Raw genomic sequence first — 16,336 nt, forward strand, 5'->3', positions numbered from 1 at the left:
TGCCTGAACCCGCCTCTCGTTCGATGAAACAAGCTTTGCTTTCGAAGGCGCTGGCCTTCACCCTGTGCTGCGGGGTCACCCTGGCCGCCTCGGCCCAGGCCACTGCCCCGGGCCGCGTGAGCGTGCGCGCCGCCGACCACATCGCCGCCATCGTCAACCAGGAGCTGGTCACCGCCTTCGAGGTGGAGCAGCGCCTGGCCCGTGTGCGCGAAGAGGCCGCCCGGGCCCGCCAGTCGCTGCCCGACGAGCCGGAGCTGCGCAAGCAGGTGCTGGAAATGCTGATCGAGGAGCGCGCCATCCTCAGCTTCGCGCGCGACAGCGGCGTGCGCATCGAGGACCCCGAGCTGGACCGCGCGGTGGCAGGCGTGGCCGCGCAGAACCAGCTCACGCTCACGCAGCTGCGTGAGCGTCTGCGCCGCGAAGGCATCGAGTACTCGCGCTTTCGCAACAACCTGCGCGACCAGATGATGATCGAGCGGGTGCGTGAGCGTGAAGTTCAGTCGCGCATCAAGATCACCGACGTGGAGATCGACCGCCTGATCGAGCAGCAGCGCCAGGCCGCCGCCGCGCAGCCGGAGCTGAACATCGCGCAGATCCTGGTCACCGTGCCCGAAGGTGCTTCCGTCGCCACCGTGGCCGAGCGACGCGCCCGTGCCGAGGCCGCAATGGCCCGGGTGAAGGCCGGCGAGGCCTTTGCCACCGTGGCGCGGGAGCTGTCGGAGGACGCCAACCGTGACAAGGGCGGCGAGATCGGCCTGCGCCCGGCCAGTCGCCTGCCGGACGTGTTCGTGCAGGCGGTGGGCGCGCTGAAGGCCGGCGAGGTGGCGCCCGAGCTGCTGCGCACCGGCGCCGGCTTTCACGTGCTGAAGGTGGTCGACCGCAAGGACGGCGGTGCGCTGCAGGTCACGCAGACCCGCGCCCGCCACATCCTGCTGCGGCCTTCCGCGCAGGTGCCGGCCGAGGTGGCCGTGCGCCGCCTGGAGGAATTCCGCCGCCAGATCGAGGCCGGCAGCGCCAGCTTCGAGGCCCTGGCGCGCGCCAACTCCGAGGACGGCAGCGCGCCGCAGGGCGGCGACCTCGGCTGGACCTCGCCGGGCAGCTTCGTGCCGGAATTCGAGGAAGCCATGAACCGGCTGCCGCTGGGTGGCATGTCGCCGCCCATCACCTCGCGCTTCGGCGTGCACCTCATCCAGGTGCTGGAGCGCCGCGTGGTCAACGTCGAGCCCAAGCAGCTGCGCGAACAGGCCCGCAATGCCCTGCGCGAGCAGAAGTTCGACGATGCCTACAACGAGTGGGTGCGTGAGCTGCGCGCCCGCGCCTACGTCGAGCTGCGCGAAGCGCCGCAGCAGCCTTGAAGCACATCGCGCGCAAGCGCTTCGGGCAGCACTTCCTGTCCGACGGCTACGTGATCGAGGCCATCGTCGATGCCATCGATCCGCAGCCCGGCCAGGCCCTGGTCGAGATCGGCCCCGGCCTGGGCGCCATCACCCAGCCGCTGAAGGCGCGCTGCGGCGAGCTCACCGTGGTGGAGCTGGACCGCGACCTAGCCGCGCGGCTGCGCAAGCAGGACGGCCTGACCGTGGTGGAAGCCGACGTGCTGAAGGTCGACTTCGGCGCGCTGGGCGCGCAGCGCGGCCAGCCGCTGCGGGTGGTGGGCAACCTGCCCTACAACATCTCCACACCCATCCTGTTCCACCTGCTGGACTCGGTGCACGCGGTGCAGGACCAGCACTTCATGCTGCAGAAGGAAGTGGTCGAGCGCATGGTGGCCGCACCCGGCAGCAAGGCCTACGGCCGGCTGTCGGTGATGCTGCAGTGGCGCTACCACATGGAGTCGGTGCTGGACGTGCCGCCCGAATCCTTCGACCCGCCACCGCGGGTGGATTCGGCCGTGGTGCGCATGCTGCCCTGGCCCACGCCGGCAGACGTGCGTTTCGAGCTGCTGGAGGACATGGTGGCGGTGGCCTTTTCGCAGCGGCGCAAGGTGCTGCGCAACACGCTGGGCAAATGGCTGGAGGAGCGCGGATTTGCCGGCGAATTCGACCTGCAACGCCGCGCCGAGGAAGTGCCGGTGGCGGAGTTCGTGGCGCTCGCCGCCGCCATCAGCTGACGCACAAAGCACGACGGCGGCCCGAAGGCCGCCGTCGTCAAGACTGAGAACCGAAAGGAGCGCTGCCTCAGGCAGCGTTCAGCCACATCGCGGTATCGAAGGCGCTGCTCATCATCGGCATGTTCATGCCGAAGTTGCTGTTCGCAGCTGCCTTGGAAGTGCTCTTCGGCTTGGCAGTCGTCGTCTCTTGGGCCGTCTCAGCAGCCCGCTCCCATGACCCGTTTTCCTGGGAGCGGGCTACTGAAAAGAATAGAAACATCGGAAGGGCACCTTCCGATCGGCCCAGAAGTCCGCCGCGTCCCGGAACACGTCGAGCAACTGCTCGCGGGCCTCGCGGTCGAAGCGTGCGTTGTCGGGCAGTTGCTCGAGCACCACCACGAAGCCGGGCTGCATGCCCGACTTGTGCACCAGGTCCGTCATGCAATCGTAGAGCGCATCCAGGTTCTTGCCGAAATGCGCCGGGAAGAGGAACGACTCGGCGATGGCCTCCAGCACTTCCTGCTTCGACTGGGCGTTGGCCAAGTTCGCGTACAAGAAATGCTGCCCGACCTCCTGGGCGGACTTCATGAGGTCATCGACGCGATAGGCGCGGATGGCCTGGACGATGTTCGGACGGACGGTCTGCAAGAGCATGGTCGCGATCCTCCTGGGTTCAAGGGCTGGAAACGTCGCTCACTGCACGATGCGGCGGAAGCTCGCGTAGTGGTCGTCGGTGTAGTAACAGGCTTCCGGCTGGGTGGGTGGCTGGCCGCCGCACACAATGCGCCGGGCACCGCGGTGGCGGACGCCCGGTGTCTTCACCGTGTACTCGCGGTAATAGCCTCTCGACTGCCGGGGCAGCAGGCGTTCGCGGTTGCCGAACACGCTGCCGTCCTTCTCGTACGGGAATGGGCCACCTGACCGGATGAGTCGTTCCGTGCGCTGCGCTTCCACAGGCAACTGCGACAAAGTCACCGTGCTGCCGACTACGCCTGGCTCCGCCGGTGAGGGCTTGGCGAACACGGCCGGAGCCGCGCCTGCCAACCACACCGCGGCCCCCAGCGTGAGCCCCAACTTGCGAAGAGACTGCACCAAAGAGGACCGTTGGACCTGAGTCACGGGGTTAACCCTGAATCCTGAAAGCGCAAATGGTACCGACTCGGGTGCAAAAGCTCAAGCCGCTGCCTCAGTTTCGGGCAGCGGCGGCAGGGTATGAGTGCGCGCTAACTATCGGTGTGGGCCGCAGGTTGCCACGCAGGAGGGCGCACCTGGCAACTGTCAAGCGATTTACATTCCAGCAAGCCGTTCAGCGTGCAGCATTGGCGTCCGCGACGGTCAGCGCCGTCATGTTCACGATACGCCGCACGGTGGCCGACGGTGTCAGGATGTGCACCGGTTTGGACGCGCCGAGCAGCACCGGCCCGATGGCAATGCCGCCGCCGGCCGCTGTCTTCAGCAGGTTGTAGGCGATGTTGGCGGCGTCGATGTTGGGCAGCACCAGCAGGTTGGCCTCGCCGCTCAGGGTGCTGCGCGGCATCACCTCGGCGCGGTGGGCGGCGTCGAGCGCGGTGTCGCCGTGCATCTCGCCATCGATCTCCAGCCACGGGGCCTGATGCTGCACCAGTGCCAGTGTGTCGCGCATCTTGATGGCCGAAGGCTGGTTGCTGGAGCCGAAGTTGGAATGCGACAGCAGCGCCGCCTTGGGCACCACGCCAAAGCGGCGCAGCTCCTCGGCCGCCAGCACGGTGATCTCGGCCAGCTGCTCGGCGGTGGGGTCGTAGTTGACGTGCGTGTCGACCAGGAACACCTGGCGGCCCGGCAGGATCAGGCTGTTCATGCAGGCATAGGTGTTCACGCCCGGGCGGCGGCCGATCACCTGGTCGATGTACACCAGGTGGTGCGACGTGCCGCCCCAGGTACCGCAGATCAGGCCGTCCACTTCGCCGTTGTGCAGCAGCATGGTGCCGATCAACGTCAGCCGCCGGCGCATCTCGATCTTGGCCAGCTGCTTGGTGACGCCCTTGCGCTCCATCATCTGGTGGTAGCTCTGCCAGTAGCCGGTGTAGCGCTCGTCATGGTCGGTGTTGACCACGTCGTAGTCGCGCCCGGCCTCCAGGCGCAGGCCGAACTTGTCGATGCGCTGCGCGATGATGGCCGGGCGGCCGATCAGCGTCGGGCGGGCCAGGCCTTCGTCGACGACGATCTGCACCGCGCGCAGCACGCGTTCTTCCTCGCCCTCGGCATAGGCCACGCGCTTGTGCTGGGCGCGCTTGGCCACGTTGAAGATCGGGCGCATGGTGGTGCCCGAGGCATAGACGAAGGCCTGCAGCTTGTCGGTGTAGGCGTCGAAGTCGGTGATGGGCCGGGTGGCCACGCCGGATTCCGCCGCGGCGCGTGCCACGGCAGCGGCGATCTTCATCATCAGCCGCGGATCGAAGGGCTTGGGAATCAGGTACTCACGACCGAAGCTCAGCGTGGCGCCGGCATAGGCCGCGGCCACCACCTCGCTCTGCTCGGCCTGGGCCAGCTCGGCGATGGCATGCACCGTCGCGATCTCCATCTCGCTGGTGATGGTGGTGGCGCCGCAGTCCAGGGCGCCGCGGAAGATGTACGGGAAGCACAGGACGTTGTTGACCTGGTTCGGATAGTCGCTGCGGCCGGTGGCGATGATCGCGTCCTGCCGCACCGCCTTCACTTCCTCCGGCAGGATTTCCGGCGTGGGATTGGCCAGCGCGAAGATCACCGGGTTGGGTGCCATGGTCTGCACCATCGCCGGCTTCAGCACGCCGGCGGCCGACAGGCCCAGGAACACGTCGGCGCCGGCGATCACGTCGGCCAGCGTGCGGTGCGCGGTCTCCTGCGCGAATTCGGCCTTGTCCGGGTCCATCAGCTCGGTGCGCCCCTGGTACACCACGCCGGCCAGGTCGGTCACCCAGATGTTCTTGCGCGGCACCCCCAGCTTCACCAGCAGGCTCAGGCAGGCGAGTGCGGCCGCGCCGGCGCCGGAGGTCACCAGCTTGACCTCGTCGATCTTCTTGCCGGCCACCTTCAGGCCGTTCATCAGCGCGGCGCCCACCACGATGGCCGTGCCGTGCTGGTCGTCGTGGAAGACGGGGATCTTCATGCGCTCGCGCAGCTTGCGCTCGACGTAGAAGCAGTCCGGTGCCTTGATGTCCTCGAGGTTGATGCCGCCGAAGGTGGGCTCCAGCGCCGCGATCGCATCCACCAGCTTGTCCAGGCTGTCGCAGTTCAGCTCGATGTCAAAGACATCGATGCCGGCGAACTTCTTGAACAGCACGCCCTTGCCTTCCATCACCGGCTTGGCGGCCAGCGGGCCGATGTTGCCCAGCCCCAGCACTGCCGTGCCATTGGTGACCACGGCCACCAGGTTGCCGCGCGAGGTGTAGCGGAAGGCGTTCGCCGGGTCGGCCACGATCTCCTCGCAGGCCGCAGCCACGCCAGGCGAATACGCCAATGCCAGATCGTGCTGGTTCACCAACTGCTTGGTCGGAACGACGGCGATCTTCCCGGGCGTGGGGAACTCGTGGTACTCGAGTGCTGCACGGCGAAGTTCTGCGCGTTTCTCTTCCTGGCTGGGCATGGCGTATGGTCCGTGGTTGCGGCAAAAGGGGCAGCGATTTTGCCCCCTCGGGGCGCCGAGTGTCGCGCCGGCGACGTTCCCGATTGATGCGCAAAACTGCGTAGCAGCTTTGCCCGGGCGTTGACCCATACTCGTTGGCGATGAGCACCAGCAGCATTCCGCTCCGCCTGCGCCGGCCGCCGCGCCGCGTCAGGCGTGCGCTGCTGTGGGCCACGCTGGTGGCACTGCTGCTGGTGGCGCAGACCCTGCTGGTGCTGCTGACGCTGAACTACGAGAGCGTGCGCGCGCAGGAGCGGGTGGAAGACCTGGCCGGCGAGGTGACGGCCCAGTTGCGCCGCAACATGCAGCGCAGCGTTCAGACGCTGCAGGCCCTGGCCTGGCACGAGCCTTCGCCCGAGCGCTGGCGGGCCGAAGCCGGCGACCTGCTGCGCGGCCGCCATGAGCTGCTGCGGGTGGAGCGCCGCAACAGCCAGTTCGAGGTGGACGAGGCGATGGACTCGCCCTACCGAACGCCCATCTTCAACCAGCTGCCGCGCACGTCGATGGGCATCGAGGCCGAGCTCGCCTGCACCGGTGCCCGCCGTGCCGGCACGCCGATGTTCTCCCGCACCTACTTCGTGCCGCAGGTGGGCGGCACCGGGCTGGAGGTGCTGGACCTGTGCATCCCGATCGCCAATGCCACACGCGCCCCGCAGTACCTGGTGGCCACGCTGGCACTGGGCGGCCTGCTGGAGGAGGCGATGTCGCCGGAGCAGGGCCGGGTACACGAGGTGTCGTTCGTGGAAGGCGACGGCACGCGGCTGGCGCGTGCCGGCGTGCCGCGCGGCGCCGGCGTGTACCAGGCGCAGCGGGTGCTGGACCTGCCTGGCAGCTCCCTGGTGGTGCGGGTGGACAGCGCCGAGGGCAGCCCGCGCCTGATTCCCAACCTGGCCACGGCACTGGTGCTGGGCCTGTCGCTGGCGCTGTTCGGCGTGGTGCTGCTGCTGCTGCGCGACGTGCGCAAGCGCGCGCGGGCCGAGTCGGCACTGGCAGAGGCGCTGGCCTTCCGCAAGGCGATGGAGGATTCGCTGATCACCGGCCTGCGGGCGCGTGACCTGGAGGGCCGCATCACCTACGTCAACCCGGCCTTCTGCGCGATGGTGGGCTTCGGCCCCGACGAGCTGATGCACACCAACCCGCCGGCCTACTGGCCGACCGACCGTGTCGAGGAATACCGCGTGCGGCAGCAGGCACGGCTGGGCGCGGTGCGCGACCGCGGCGAGATCCAGCAGGGCTTCGAGACCGAGTTCATGCGCAAGAACGGCGAGCGCTTCCCGGTGATGATCTACGAGGCGCCGCTGGTGGACACCCTGGGCAAGCAGAAGGGCTGGATGAGCGCGGTGCTGGACATGAGCGCACAGCGCCGGGTGGAGGAGCTCTCGCGCCAGCAACAGGACCGGCTGCAGGCCACCGCCCGCCTGGCCACGGTGGGCGAGATGGCCTCGCTGCTGAGCCATGAGCTGAACCAGCCGCTGAGCGCCATCGCCAGCTATGCCACCGGCTCGCTCAACCTGATGGAAGAGCCCGACGAGCAGACGCTGGGCATGCTCAAGCAGGGCCTGTCGCGCATCGCGGAGCAGGCCGAGCGCGCCGGCCGCGTGATCAAGAGCGTGCATGACTTCGTGCGCCGGCGCGAGCAGGCGCGCGAAGCCATCTCCGCCTCGCAGCTCATCGATGCGGTGATGCCGCTGGTGCGGCTGCAGGCCCGCAAGAGCGGCACCCGCATCGAGCTGGACATTCCCACGCCGCCGCCGCGTGTGCTGGCCGACCGCACGATGGTGGAGCAGGTGCTGCTGAACCTCACCCGCAACGGCATCCAGGCGATGGAGAGCAGCACGCCGCTGGCGCAGCGGGTGCTGACCATCCGCGTGCGGCAGGCGCAGGGCCGGTGGGTGAGCTTCAGCGTGCTGGACGCCGGCCCGGGCATCGCGCCCGAGGTGGCGGGCCGGCTGTTCACGCCCTTCTTCACCACCCGCAGCGAAGGCATGGGCCTGGGCCTGAGCTTGTGCCGCACGGTGATCGAGCAGCACGGCGGCGCGCTGGACTTCCATGCCCGCACCGCCGCCGACGGCAGCCCGCTGCAGGGCACCGAGTTCCTGTTCACGCTGCCGGCCACCGACCCGTCGCGCATGCGCAGCGAGGCCAGCGCGCCAGGCACCGAGACCGCCGCTTCCTAGCCGGCCGGCCACCCGCCCGGCGGGGTTAGCATCGCGGCAACTGCCCGTGATCCCCATGTTGCCCCTGCCTGCCTCGCTCGGCCTGCCGATGGTCTACCTCGTCGATGACGAGGACGTCGTGCGCGATGCCCTGGCCTGGCTGCTGCGCTCCCGTCGGCTGCTGTCCGAAGGCTTTGCCAGCGCCGAGGCCTTCGACGCCTTCCTCGACGGCCAGTGGCGCCAGCATGGCGGTGCCTGGCCCACCTCGCCTTCGTGCCTGCTGCTGGACGTGCGCATGCCCGGCGAAAGCGGGCTGGCGCTGTTCGAGCGCCTGTCCGAGGCCGGGCGGCTGGTGGCGCTGCCGGTGGTGTTCCTCACCGGCCATGGCGACGTGCCCACCGCGGTGGCCGCCGTCAAGCGCGGCGCCTTCGACTTCGTGGAGAAGCCGTTCTCCGACAACGCGCTGGTCGACCGCATCGTGCATGCGCTCGAGCTGAGCGCGGCAGCCATCGAGCAGCGGCGGGCCAGCGACACCCTGCGCAAGGCGCTGGCGGACCTCACCGAGCGCGAGCGCGAGGTGATGCGGCTGGTGATCGAAGGCCGGCCCAACAAGCTGATCGCCGATGCGCTGAACATCAGCGTGCGCACGGTGGAAGTTCACCGCGCCCGGGTGTTCGAGAAGATGGATGTGAAGTCGGCGGTGGAACTGGCCAACCGGCTGCGCGACGCGGCCATCGACACGCCACCCCCGCCGCCTGCCGCGCGCTGAGACGCCATGGCGCTCGGCGAGTTCGATCTCATTGCCCGCTATTTCCAGCGGCCCGGCGGCCAGGCGGTACTCGGCATCGGCGACGACTGCGCGCTGGTGGCGCCCACGCCCGGCATGCAGCTCGCCATCTCCACCGACATGCTGGTGGAGGGCCGCCACTTCCTCAGCACCGTGGCGCCGCAGTGGCTGGGCCACAAGGCGCTGGCGGTGAACCTGTCGGACCTGGCCGCCTGCGGCGCACGGCCGCTGGCCTTCACGCTGTCGCTGGCGCTGCCGCGGGTGGACGAGGCCTTCCTGGAAGGCTTCTCGCGCGGGCTGTTCGCGCTGGCCGACGCGCATGCCATCGAGCTGGTGGGCGGCGACACCACCGCCGGGCCGCTGAACATCAGCATCACCGTGTTGGGCGAAGTGCCGCCGGGCCGGGCGCTGCTGCGCTCCGGCGCGCGGCCGGGCGATGCGCTGTGGGTCAGCGGCACGCTGGGCGATGCGCGGCTGGCGCTGGAGTGCTTCCGCGGCAGCGTGGCGCTGCCGGGCGAGCAGTTCCAGCAGGTGCGCCGCGCGATGGAGCAGCCGCAGCCGCGCGTGGCGTTGGGCCAGGCGCTGCAGGGCGTGGCCACCGCCGCGGCCGACGTCAGTGACGGCCTGCTGGGCGACCTGGGCCACATCCTCGCGCGCTCCCGTGTGGGCGCCGTGCTGCATGCGGATGCGCTGCCGCGCAGCGCGGTACTGGCACAGCAGCCGGTGGCGGTGCAGCAGCAGTGCACGCTGGCCGGTGGCGACGACTACGAGCTGGTGTTCATCGCACCGGCCGACCAGGCCGCCGCCGTGCAGGCCGCGGGCCGCGCCGCCGGCGTGGCGGTGACCTGCGTGGGCCGCATCCAGGCCGAGCCCGGCCTGCGGGTGGTAGACGCCCAGGGCGCGCCCGTTGCCCATGGCCTGGCTTCGTTCGACCATTTCAAGACATGAATGACGATGTGATCGACCTGCCGGCGGCGCCAGCCGCCGGCCCCCAGCGCGCGACCGCGCGTTTCATGCTGCCGCGTCCGCATGCCTGGATCGCGCTGGGCTTCGGCAGCGGGCTGTCGCCGGTGGCACCGGGTACCGTGGGCACGCTGTGGGCCTGGCTGGCCTTCCTGGTGCTGAACCTGTGGCTCACCGAGTCGCAATGGGGCTGGGCCATCGGCATCGGCTTCCTGGTGGGATGGTGGGCCTGCACCCGAACCGCGCGCGACCTGCGCACCGCCGACCCCGGCGCCATCGTGTGGGACGAGGTCATCGCCTTCTGGTGCGTGCTGTGGCTGATCATGCCGGCGGGCCTGCTGGGGCAGGCGGTGGCCTTCGCACTGTTCCGCTTCTTCGATGCCGCCAAGCCGGGCCCGGTGCGCTGGGCCGATCGCCGCTTCAAGTCCATCGCCGGTGCGGTGCCGGGCTGGCGCGCGGGCTTCGGCATCATGTTCGACGACCTGGTGGCGGCGCTGTGCACGCTGCTGGTCATTGCCTTGTGGAGGGCCGTGGCGTCATGGATCTGACTTCCTTCGAGGCGCAGGTGCCGGCGCTGGCCGATGCACTGCGTGCACGTGGCTGGCGCCTGGCCACCGCCGAGAGCTGCACCGGCGGCCTGATCGCCGCGGCCTGCACCGCAATGGCCGGCAGCAGCGACTGGTTCGAGCGCGGCTTCGTCACCTACAGCAACCAGGCCAAGACCGAGCTGCTGGGCGTGGATGCGGGGCTGATCGTCCGGCACGGCGCCGTCAGCCGCGAGGTGGCCTGCGCCATGGCCGAAGGCGCGCTGGCGCATTCGCCGGCCGAGCTGTCGGTGGCGGTCACCGGCATCGCCGGCCCGGGTGGCGCAGTGCCGGGCAAGCCGGTGGGCACGGTATGGCTGGCCATCGGCCGGCGCGGCGCGGCGGCGCAGGCTGAGTTGCTGCAGCTGTCGGGCGACCGCGCGGCGATCCGGGCGCAGACGGTGTCGGCAGCGCTGCAGCGCCTGCAGCAAGCGGCCGCGGCATGAGCGGCGCCGGCCGGCCCCCCGAAGGCGACGCTTTGCCGCATCGGAGCGACGCGATGCAGTTGCTGCTCACCGGCAGCTTCAGCGCGCAGGAGCGCGACGAGTGGCGCGGCCACCTGCAAGCCGCGCTGCCCGGCGCCCGCTGGTGGCTGGACGACGAGGCCTTTCCTGCGGCCGAGATCGAAGCCGCCGTGGTGGCCAACCCGGCGCCGGGCCGGCTGCAGGGACTGCCGCGGCTGCGCCTGATCCAGTCCCTGTGGGCGGGCGTCGACCGGCTGCTGCGCGACGACACGCTGCCCGCCGGCGTGCCCATCGCCCGCATGGTGGACCCGGCGATGAACGAGACCATGGCCGAGACCGCGCTGTGGGCCGTGCTGTCGCTGCACCGTGGCTTCTTCGATTACGCACGCCAGCAGGCCGAACGCCGCTGGCAGCCACATCCGCTGCGGCGTGCCGGCGAAGTGAGGGTGACGGTGCTCGGCCTGGGCGAGATGGGCGGCGCCGCGTTGCGGCTGCTGCGCCAGCACGGCTATGACGCTGCGGGCTGGCGCCGCTCCGACGGCGAGGCCGCGCTGCCGCCGCTGCTGGCGCGCAGCGGCGTGCTCATCAACCTGCTGCCGCTGACGCCGCAGACCACCGGCGTGCTGAACGCTGCGCTGTTCAGCCAGTTGCCGCCAGGCGCCGCCATCGTCAACCTCGCGCGTGGTGCGCACCTGGTGGAGGCCGACCTGCTGGCGGCGCTGGACAGCGGCCAGATCGGCCATGCGGTGCTGGACGTGTTTGCCACCGAGCCGCTGCCGGACGGCCATGCGTTCTGGGCGCATCCGCGCATCACGGTGCTGCCGCATGTGGCCGCGCAGACGGATGCCCGCAGCGCGGCCGCGATCGCCGTGCGCAACCTGGTGGCGCTGCAGCAAGGGCAGCCGCTGTCGAATCTGGTGGACCGGCAGCGCGGGTACTGAACCCACGCCGCCGCAGCGACAAGCCTTACAGCACCAGCCGCAGCCCGCAGGCCGAGGCGCCCGGCGGCAGCGGCAGCACCCGCTGCATCAGCATCAGCGCCAGGCGGCGCAGCGCATCCCAGGCGTCGGTGGGCCAGTCGGGGTGCTTCAGGCCCTTGACGATGCCGTCGCACACGCTGGCGCCTTCCACCAGCAGCGCCACGTCGGTGGGGCTCAGGGCGGGCAGCACCCGCTCGAACAGCCGTTCCTTCACGCCCCACACCCGCTGCTCGCGCAATGCCATCGGCAGCGGCTTGCCATCGGCCATGGCGTCATGCACCCGCTTGATGGCGCGGATGTCCTCGGCCAGCGTCCAGTGCACCAGCACCGCGGCCTCGCCCTCCGCACGCAGGCCGTCCAGCATGCGCAGTGCACGCGCCACCTGGCCGGCGAGCACCGCCTCGCCCAGCTTGAAGACGTCGTACCGCGCCACGTTGAGCACCGCGGCTTCCACCTCGGCATAGGCCAGCGCCCGCTGCGGATACAGCAGCGCGAGCTTCTGCAGCTCCTGGTGGGCGGCCAGCAGGTTGCCTTCCACGCGGTCGGCAAAGAATGCCAGCGTCCGCTGGCCTTCCTCGCCCGCCGCCACCTGCTGGCCTTGGGCAGCCAGACGGCGCGCGATCCAGGTGGGCAGGTCCCGCCGTTCCACCGGCTCCACGCGCACGGTGACGCCGGCACCGTCGAGCGCGCCGAACCAGCTGCTCTTGAGCTGCTGGCCATCCAGCCGCGGCAGGTGGATCAGGGTCAGCACGTCGTCCGACAGCGTCTGGCAATAACGCTGCAGGGCCTCGGAGCCTTCCTTGCCCGGCTTGCCGCCGGGGATGCGGATCTCGATCAGCTGGCGGTCGGAGAACAGGCTCATCGCCTGCGAGCTGCCCAGCAGCCCGCTCCAGTCGAAGTGCTGGCCGCTGACGGTGAACACCTTGCGCTCGGTGTAGCCGGCGGCGCGGGCCGCAGCGCGCACCGTGTCGGCGGCCTCCTGGGCCAGCAGCGGCTCGTCGCCGTGCACCACGTACAGCGGCTTCAGGCCCTTGGCCAGGTGGCCGGCGAGCTGTTCTGTGCGTACCTGCATCGTGGCTTCAGGCGCCCGGCTGCACGGCGGCCAGGCGGCGCAGCACCTGCTGGGCGACGTCGGCTTCCATCGCGCGGTAGAGCTGGGCTTCCTCCTGCTCCTTGGCCAGCGCGGCGGTCTCGTTGTAGCTCATGTCCCGCGTCAGCAGCAGTTCCGACGGCGGCAGCATCACCCGGCCGCCCTTGGCGTTCACGCGGAAGTTGAAGCGCGTGCGCAGCTGCACCTCGCGCACCTGGCCGGCGGCGGTGGTGGCCACCACGCTGCGTTCGCGGGCGTCGGCCAGCGCATGCAGCACCACGTCGGCCTGGGCGGGGATCTCGGTCACCTGCGTGGCGCCCAGCCGGCTGCGCAGCTCGGCCAGCAACGGCGATCGCGGGTTGAAGCCAGTGAGCGCGATGCTGCGGAACGGCAGCACCGGCGGCTGCTGCAGCTTGAAGCCGCAGCCGGCCAGCAGGCCGCCGCCCAGCAGGGCCAGCGAGGAGTGCAGCAGATGGCGTCTGTGCATCACACCACCACGTTCACCAGACGGCCCGGCACCACGATGACCTTCTTCGCGGACTTGCCTTCGGCAAAGCGAATGAATTCCGGGTGCGCCAGGGCGGCGGCCTCGATGGCGGACTTGTCGGCACCGGCCGGCACCGTCACCGCGCCGCGCAGCTTGCCGTTGACCTGCAGCACGAGCTCGATGCTGTCCTGCACCAGCGCGTCGTCGTCCACCTCGGGCCAGGGCGCATCCAGCAGGTCGCCCAGGCGGTCGGCGTAGCCCAGCTGCTGCCACAGGCCGTGGGTGATGTGCGGGCAGGCCGGGTACAGGCCGCGCAGCAGCACCGAGAAGCCTTCGCGCAGCGCCGGCTCGTCGCCCGGCGCGGGCTTGAAGTCTTCCAGCGCATTCAGCAGCTTCATCGCGCCGGAGACCACGGTGTTGTACTGCATGCGCTCGTAGTCGTAGCTGATCTGCTTGAGCACGGTGTGCACCTCGCGGCGCAGCGCCTTGGCGGCCGGCGACAGCTCGCCCGCCACGTCGCCCGCCGCGGTGATCGCCGCCGCGTTCTTCGCGCCGAAGCCCCACACGCGCTTGAGGAAGCGGTGCGCGCCTTCCACGCCGGCGTCGTTCCACTCCAGCGTCTGCTCGGGCGGCGAGGCGAACATCACGAACAGCCGCGCGGTGTCGGCGCCATAGCGGTCGATCAGCTCCTGCGGGTCGACGCCGTTGTTCTTCGACTTCGACATCGTGCCCACGCCTTGGTAATCCACTGCCGAGCCGTCGCTCTTGAGCTTGGCGCCGGTGATCTTGCCGGCGGCGTCGAAGGTGTTCTCCACCTCGTGTGGCCAGAAGTACTCCACGCCGCCCTGGGCACTGCGCCGGCTGTAGATATGGTTGAGCACCATGCCCTGGGTGAGCAGCCGCTTGAAGGGCTCGTCGATCTTCACCAGGCCCAGGTCGCGCATCACCTTGGTCCAGAAGCGGGCGTACAGCAGGTGCAGGATCGCGTGCTCGATGCCGCCGATGTACTGGTCCATCGGCATCCAGTACGCGGTGCCCTCGGCCACCATGCGCCGGGTGTTGGCCGGATCGCAGTAGCGCATGAAGTACCAGGACGAATCGACGAAGGTGTCCATCGTGTCCGTCTCGCGCTTGGCGGGCTTGCCGCACTTGGGGCACGCGACGTTGAGGAACGATTCGCACTTGTTCAGCGGATTGCCGCTGCCGTCGGGGATCAGGTCCTCGGGCAGCACCACCGGCAGGTCGCTTTCGGGCACCGGCACCGGGCCGCAATCGGCGCAGTGGATGATGGGGATCGGCGTGCCCCAGTAGCGCTGGCGGCTGATGCCCCAGTCGCGCAGGCGCCAGGTGGTCTTCTTCTCGCCCAGGCCCTTGGCGGCCAGGTCGTGCGCGATGGCGTCCACCGCTTCCTTGTAGCGCAGGCCGCTGTAGTTGCCCGAGTTGATGACCACGCCGCGCTGCTTGTCGCCGTACCAGTCGGCCCAGGCGTCGTAGCTGTAGTGCTCGCCGTCCACCGCCACCACCTGGGTGATCGGCAGGCCGTACTTCTTGGCGAAGGCGAAGTCGCGCTCGTCGTGCGCCGGCACGCCCATCACCGCGCCGTCGCCATAGCTCATCAGCACGTAGTTGCCGACCCACACCTCCACCGCATCACCCGTCAGCGGGTGCTGCACGAAGAGGCCGGTGGCCATGCCTTCCTTGTCCTTGGTGGCCAGCTCCGCCTCGGTGGTGCCGCCCTGCTGGCAGTGCTCGATGAAGGCGGCCAGCGCCGGATTGCCGCGCGCGGCATGCGTGGCCAGCGGGTGCTCCGGCGCCACGGCGCAGAAGGTCACGCCCATGATGGTGTCGGCGCGCGTGGTGAACACGTACATGCGGCCGCCCTGGATCGGCTGGCCGTCTTCACCGCGGATGTCGTGCGGGAAGGCGAAGCGCACGCCTTCGCTCTTGCCGATCCAGTTCTCCTGCATCAGCTTCACCCGCTCGGGCCAGCCGGGCAGGTGCTGCTGCACATGCTCCAGCAGCTCGTCGGCGTACCTGGTGATGTTCAGGTAATAGCCGGGGATCTCGCGCTTTTCCACCAGCGCGCCCGAGCGCCAGCCGCGGCCATCGACCACCTGCTCGTTGGCCAGCACCGTCTGGTCCACCGGGTCCCAGTTCACCACCTGCGTGCGGCGCTCGGCGATGCCGGCCTGCAGCATCTGCAGGAACAGCCACTGGTTCCACTTGTAGTAGGCGGGCGAGCAGGTCGCTACCTCGCGGCTCCAGTCGATGGCCAAGCCCATCGCCTGCATCTGCTTCTTCATGTAGGCGATGTTGGAATAGGTCCACTGCGCGGGTGGCACCTTGTTCTTCATCGCCGCGTTTTCGGCGGGCAGGCCGAAGGCGTCCCAGCCCATCGGCATCAGCACGTTCATGCCCTTCATCCGCAGCTGGCGGGCGAGCATGTCGTTGATGGTGTAGTTGCGCACATGCCCCATGTGCAGCTTGCCGCTGGGGTAGGGCAGCATCGAGCAGGCGTAGAACTTGGGCTTGCTCGCGTCTTCGGTCACGCGGTAGGCGTCGCGTGCGTTCCAGTGGTTCTGTGCCGCGGATTCGACGTCGGCGGGCATGTACTTGTCGTTCATGCGGCCGATTGTAGGGACGGGTCACGTCCCAAGCCGTTGCTCAGGGCGTGGTGGGCTCGGTCACGAAGCCGATGCGCGTCAGCCCGGCCTTCTGCATCATGCCAATGAGGGTGGCCACCTCGCCGTAGGGCACGCGGCGGTCGGCGCGCAACTGCACTTCCAGCTGCGGGTTGCCGCGCGCCGCATCGGCCAGCCGCTGGGCCAGGCCGTCGGGCGGCAGCGGCTGCTCGTCGAGGAACAGCCGGCCGTGCTCGTCGATGGCCACGGTGACGAAGGCCGGCGACTCGCTCGGCTGGCCGGCGTCGCTCTTCGGCAGGTCGAGCTTCAGGCTGCTGGTCATCAGCGGCGCGGTGATCATGAAGATCACCAGCAGCACCAGCATCACGTCGATCAGCGGCGTCATGTTGATGTCGCTCATCGGCCGTGCGCCGGGGTTGCGTTCGAGGCGGCCGAAAGCCATGGCGGCGTGGCT

The 16,336-nt window shown here is 69.7% G+C and carries 16 protein-coding genes; 8 read left to right on the forward strand and 8 right to left on the reverse strand.

What is annotated here, in order from left to right; all coding sequences use genetic code 11:
* Window positions 1–23 precede the first annotated feature (23 nt).
* Complete coding sequence (locus VO99_RS00830; RefSeq protein WP_046110894.1) at window positions 24–1,355, forward strand: peptidylprolyl isomerase; 1,332 nt, start codon at window positions 24–26, stop codon at window positions 1,353–1,355.
* Window positions 1,352–2,110, forward strand: coding sequence for a 16S rRNA (adenine(1518)-N(6)/adenine(1519)-N(6))-dimethyltransferase RsmA (gene rsmA, locus VO99_RS00835; RefSeq protein WP_046110895.1), 759 nt, complete (start codon window positions 1,352–1,354; stop codon window positions 2,108–2,110). Before VO99_RS00830 ends, rsmA begins: the two co-directional genes overlap by 4 nt.
* Before the next feature lie 67 nt (window positions 2,111–2,177).
* Here rsmA and VO99_RS30035 read toward each other — a convergent pair whose 3' ends face one another.
* From VO99_RS30035 to VO99_RS00850, 4 genes are all read right to left on the reverse strand, one after another.
* A complete protein-coding gene (locus VO99_RS30035) occupies window positions 2,178–2,369 on the reverse strand; it encodes a hypothetical protein (RefSeq protein WP_157039394.1) in 192 nt (63 codons plus the stop codon).
* Entirely contained in the window at window positions 2,348–2,743 is a 396-nt protein-coding gene (locus VO99_RS00840; protein WP_046110896.1) for a barstar family protein, read from the reverse strand. The genes VO99_RS30035 and VO99_RS00840 overlap by 22 nt, the downstream gene beginning before the upstream one ends.
* Before the next feature lie 39 nt (window positions 2,744–2,782).
* On the reverse strand, window positions 2,783–3,112 hold the full coding sequence (locus VO99_RS00845) for a guanyl-specific ribonuclease (protein WP_232315226.1): 330 nt from the start codon (window positions 3,110–3,112) through the stop codon (window positions 2,783–2,785).
* A 283-nt stretch (window positions 3,113–3,395) separates the two neighbouring features.
* The gene (locus VO99_RS00850; protein WP_046110898.1) at window positions 3,396–5,690 is read right to left on the reverse strand and encodes an NADP-dependent malic enzyme; all 2,295 of its coding nucleotides are present in this window, start codon (window positions 5,688–5,690) and stop codon (window positions 3,396–3,398) included.
* Window positions 5,691–5,830: 140 nt separating this feature from the next.
* Here VO99_RS00850 and VO99_RS00855 point away from each other — a divergent pair, with 140 nt between their 5' ends.
* The 6 genes from VO99_RS00855 to VO99_RS00880 are packed head-to-tail and all read left to right on the forward strand — an operon-like array spanning window position 5,831 to window position 11,624.
* Window positions 5,831–7,906: a PAS domain-containing sensor histidine kinase gene (locus VO99_RS00855; RefSeq protein ID WP_046110899.1), complete on the forward strand. Its 2,076-nt coding sequence runs from the start codon at window positions 5,831–5,833 to the stop codon at window positions 7,904–7,906.
* A 55-nt stretch (window positions 7,907–7,961) separates the two neighbouring features.
* Window positions 7,962–8,654 (forward strand): response regulator transcription factor, encoded by a 693-nt coding sequence (locus VO99_RS00860; RefSeq protein WP_046110900.1) that lies wholly within the window; start codon window positions 7,962–7,964, stop codon window positions 8,652–8,654.
* 6 nt (window positions 8,655–8,660) lie between these two features.
* Window positions 8,661–9,620, forward strand: coding sequence for a thiamine-phosphate kinase (gene thiL / locus VO99_RS00865; protein ID WP_046110901.1), 960 nt, complete (start codon window positions 8,661–8,663; stop codon window positions 9,618–9,620).
* Window positions 9,617–10,183, forward strand: coding sequence for a phosphatidylglycerophosphatase A family protein (locus VO99_RS00870; RefSeq protein ID WP_046110902.1), 567 nt, complete (start codon window positions 9,617–9,619; stop codon window positions 10,181–10,183). The genes thiL and VO99_RS00870 overlap by 4 nt, the downstream gene beginning before the upstream one ends.
* A complete protein-coding gene (locus VO99_RS00875) occupies window positions 10,174–10,665 on the forward strand; it encodes a CinA family protein (RefSeq protein WP_046110903.1) in 492 nt (163 codons plus the stop codon). The genes VO99_RS00870 and VO99_RS00875 overlap by 10 nt, the downstream gene beginning before the upstream one ends.
* Before the next feature lie 53 nt (window positions 10,666–10,718).
* The gene (locus VO99_RS00880) at window positions 10,719–11,624 is read left to right on the forward strand and encodes a 2-hydroxyacid dehydrogenase (RefSeq protein WP_046111201.1); all 906 of its coding nucleotides are present in this window, start codon (window positions 10,719–10,721) and stop codon (window positions 11,622–11,624) included.
* A 25-nt stretch (window positions 11,625–11,649) separates the two neighbouring features.
* On the opposite strand, the gene holA is transcribed toward VO99_RS00880, so the two are convergent.
* From holA to VO99_RS00900, 4 genes are read right to left on the reverse strand one after another with little or no spacing between them, the layout of a single operon-like run.
* Entirely contained in the window at window positions 11,650–12,735 is a 1,086-nt protein-coding gene (holA, locus tag VO99_RS00885; protein WP_046110904.1) for a DNA polymerase III subunit delta, read from the reverse strand.
* Between the two features lie 7 nt (window positions 12,736–12,742).
* Window positions 12,743–13,240 (reverse strand): LPS-assembly lipoprotein LptE, encoded by a 498-nt coding sequence (locus VO99_RS00890; RefSeq protein WP_046110905.1) that lies wholly within the window; start codon window positions 13,238–13,240, stop codon window positions 12,743–12,745.
* A complete protein-coding gene (gene leuS, locus VO99_RS00895; protein ID WP_046110906.1) occupies window positions 13,240–15,864 on the reverse strand; it encodes a leucine--tRNA ligase in 2,625 nt (874 codons plus the stop codon). Before leuS ends, VO99_RS00890 begins: the two co-directional genes overlap by 1 nt.
* Window positions 15,865–15,904: 40 nt before the next feature.
* A complete protein-coding gene (locus VO99_RS00900) occupies window positions 15,905–16,324 on the reverse strand; it encodes an ExbD/TolR family protein (protein ID WP_046110907.1) in 420 nt (139 codons plus the stop codon).
* Window positions 16,325–16,336 lie beyond the last annotated feature (12 nt).

It is taken from the genome of Aquincola tertiaricarbonis (genome assembly GCF_000969605.1).
Taxonomy (GTDB): domain Bacteria; phylum Pseudomonadota; class Gammaproteobacteria; order Burkholderiales; family Burkholderiaceae_C; genus Aquincola; species Aquincola tertiaricarbonis.

Excerpts from the sequence above, each read along its gene's own strand:
- VO99_RS00875 (WP_046110903.1), top strand. The coding sequence starts at position 10,174 with ATGGATCTGACTTCCTTCGAGGCGCAGGTGCCGGCGCTGGCCGATGCA.
- VO99_RS00870 (WP_046110902.1), top strand. The coding sequence starts at position 9,617 with ATGAATGACGATGTGATCGACCTGCCGGCGGCGCCAGCCGCCGGCCCC.
- VO99_RS00880 (WP_046111201.1), top strand. The coding sequence starts at position 10,719 with ATGCAGTTGCTGCTCACCGGCAGCTTCAGCGCGCAGGAGCGCGACGAG.
- leuS (WP_046110906.1), bottom strand. The coding sequence starts at position 15,864 with ATGAACGACAAGTACATGCCCGCCGACGTCGAATCCGCGGCACAGAAC.
- VO99_RS00840 (WP_046110896.1), bottom strand. The coding sequence starts at position 2,743 with ATGCTCTTGCAGACCGTCCGTCCGAACATCGTCCAGGCCATCCGCGCC.
- VO99_RS00830 (WP_046110894.1), top strand. The coding sequence starts at position 24 with ATGAAACAAGCTTTGCTTTCGAAGGCGCTGGCCTTCACCCTGTGCTGC.
- thiL (WP_046110901.1), top strand. The coding sequence starts at position 8,661 with ATGGCGCTCGGCGAGTTCGATCTCATTGCCCGCTATTTCCAGCGGCCC.
- VO99_RS00855 (WP_046110899.1), top strand. The coding sequence starts at position 5,831 with ATGAGCACCAGCAGCATTCCGCTCCGCCTGCGCCGGCCGCCGCGCCGC.
- VO99_RS00900 (WP_046110907.1), bottom strand. The coding sequence starts at position 16,324 with ATGGCTTTCGGCCGCCTCGAACGCAACCCCGGCGCACGGCCGATGAGC.
- holA (WP_046110904.1), bottom strand. The coding sequence starts at position 12,735 with ATGCAGGTACGCACAGAACAGCTCGCCGGCCACCTGGCCAAGGGCCTG.
- VO99_RS30035 (WP_157039394.1), bottom strand. The coding sequence starts at position 2,369 with ATGTTTCTATTCTTTTCAGTAGCCCGCTCCCAGGAAAACGGGTCATGG.
- VO99_RS00890 (WP_046110905.1), bottom strand. The coding sequence starts at position 13,240 with ATGCACAGACGCCATCTGCTGCACTCCTCGCTGGCCCTGCTGGGCGGC.
- VO99_RS00850 (WP_046110898.1), bottom strand. The coding sequence starts at position 5,690 with ATGCCCAGCCAGGAAGAGAAACGCGCAGAACTTCGCCGTGCAGCACTC.
- VO99_RS00860 (WP_046110900.1), top strand. The coding sequence starts at position 7,962 with ATGTTGCCCCTGCCTGCCTCGCTCGGCCTGCCGATGGTCTACCTCGTC.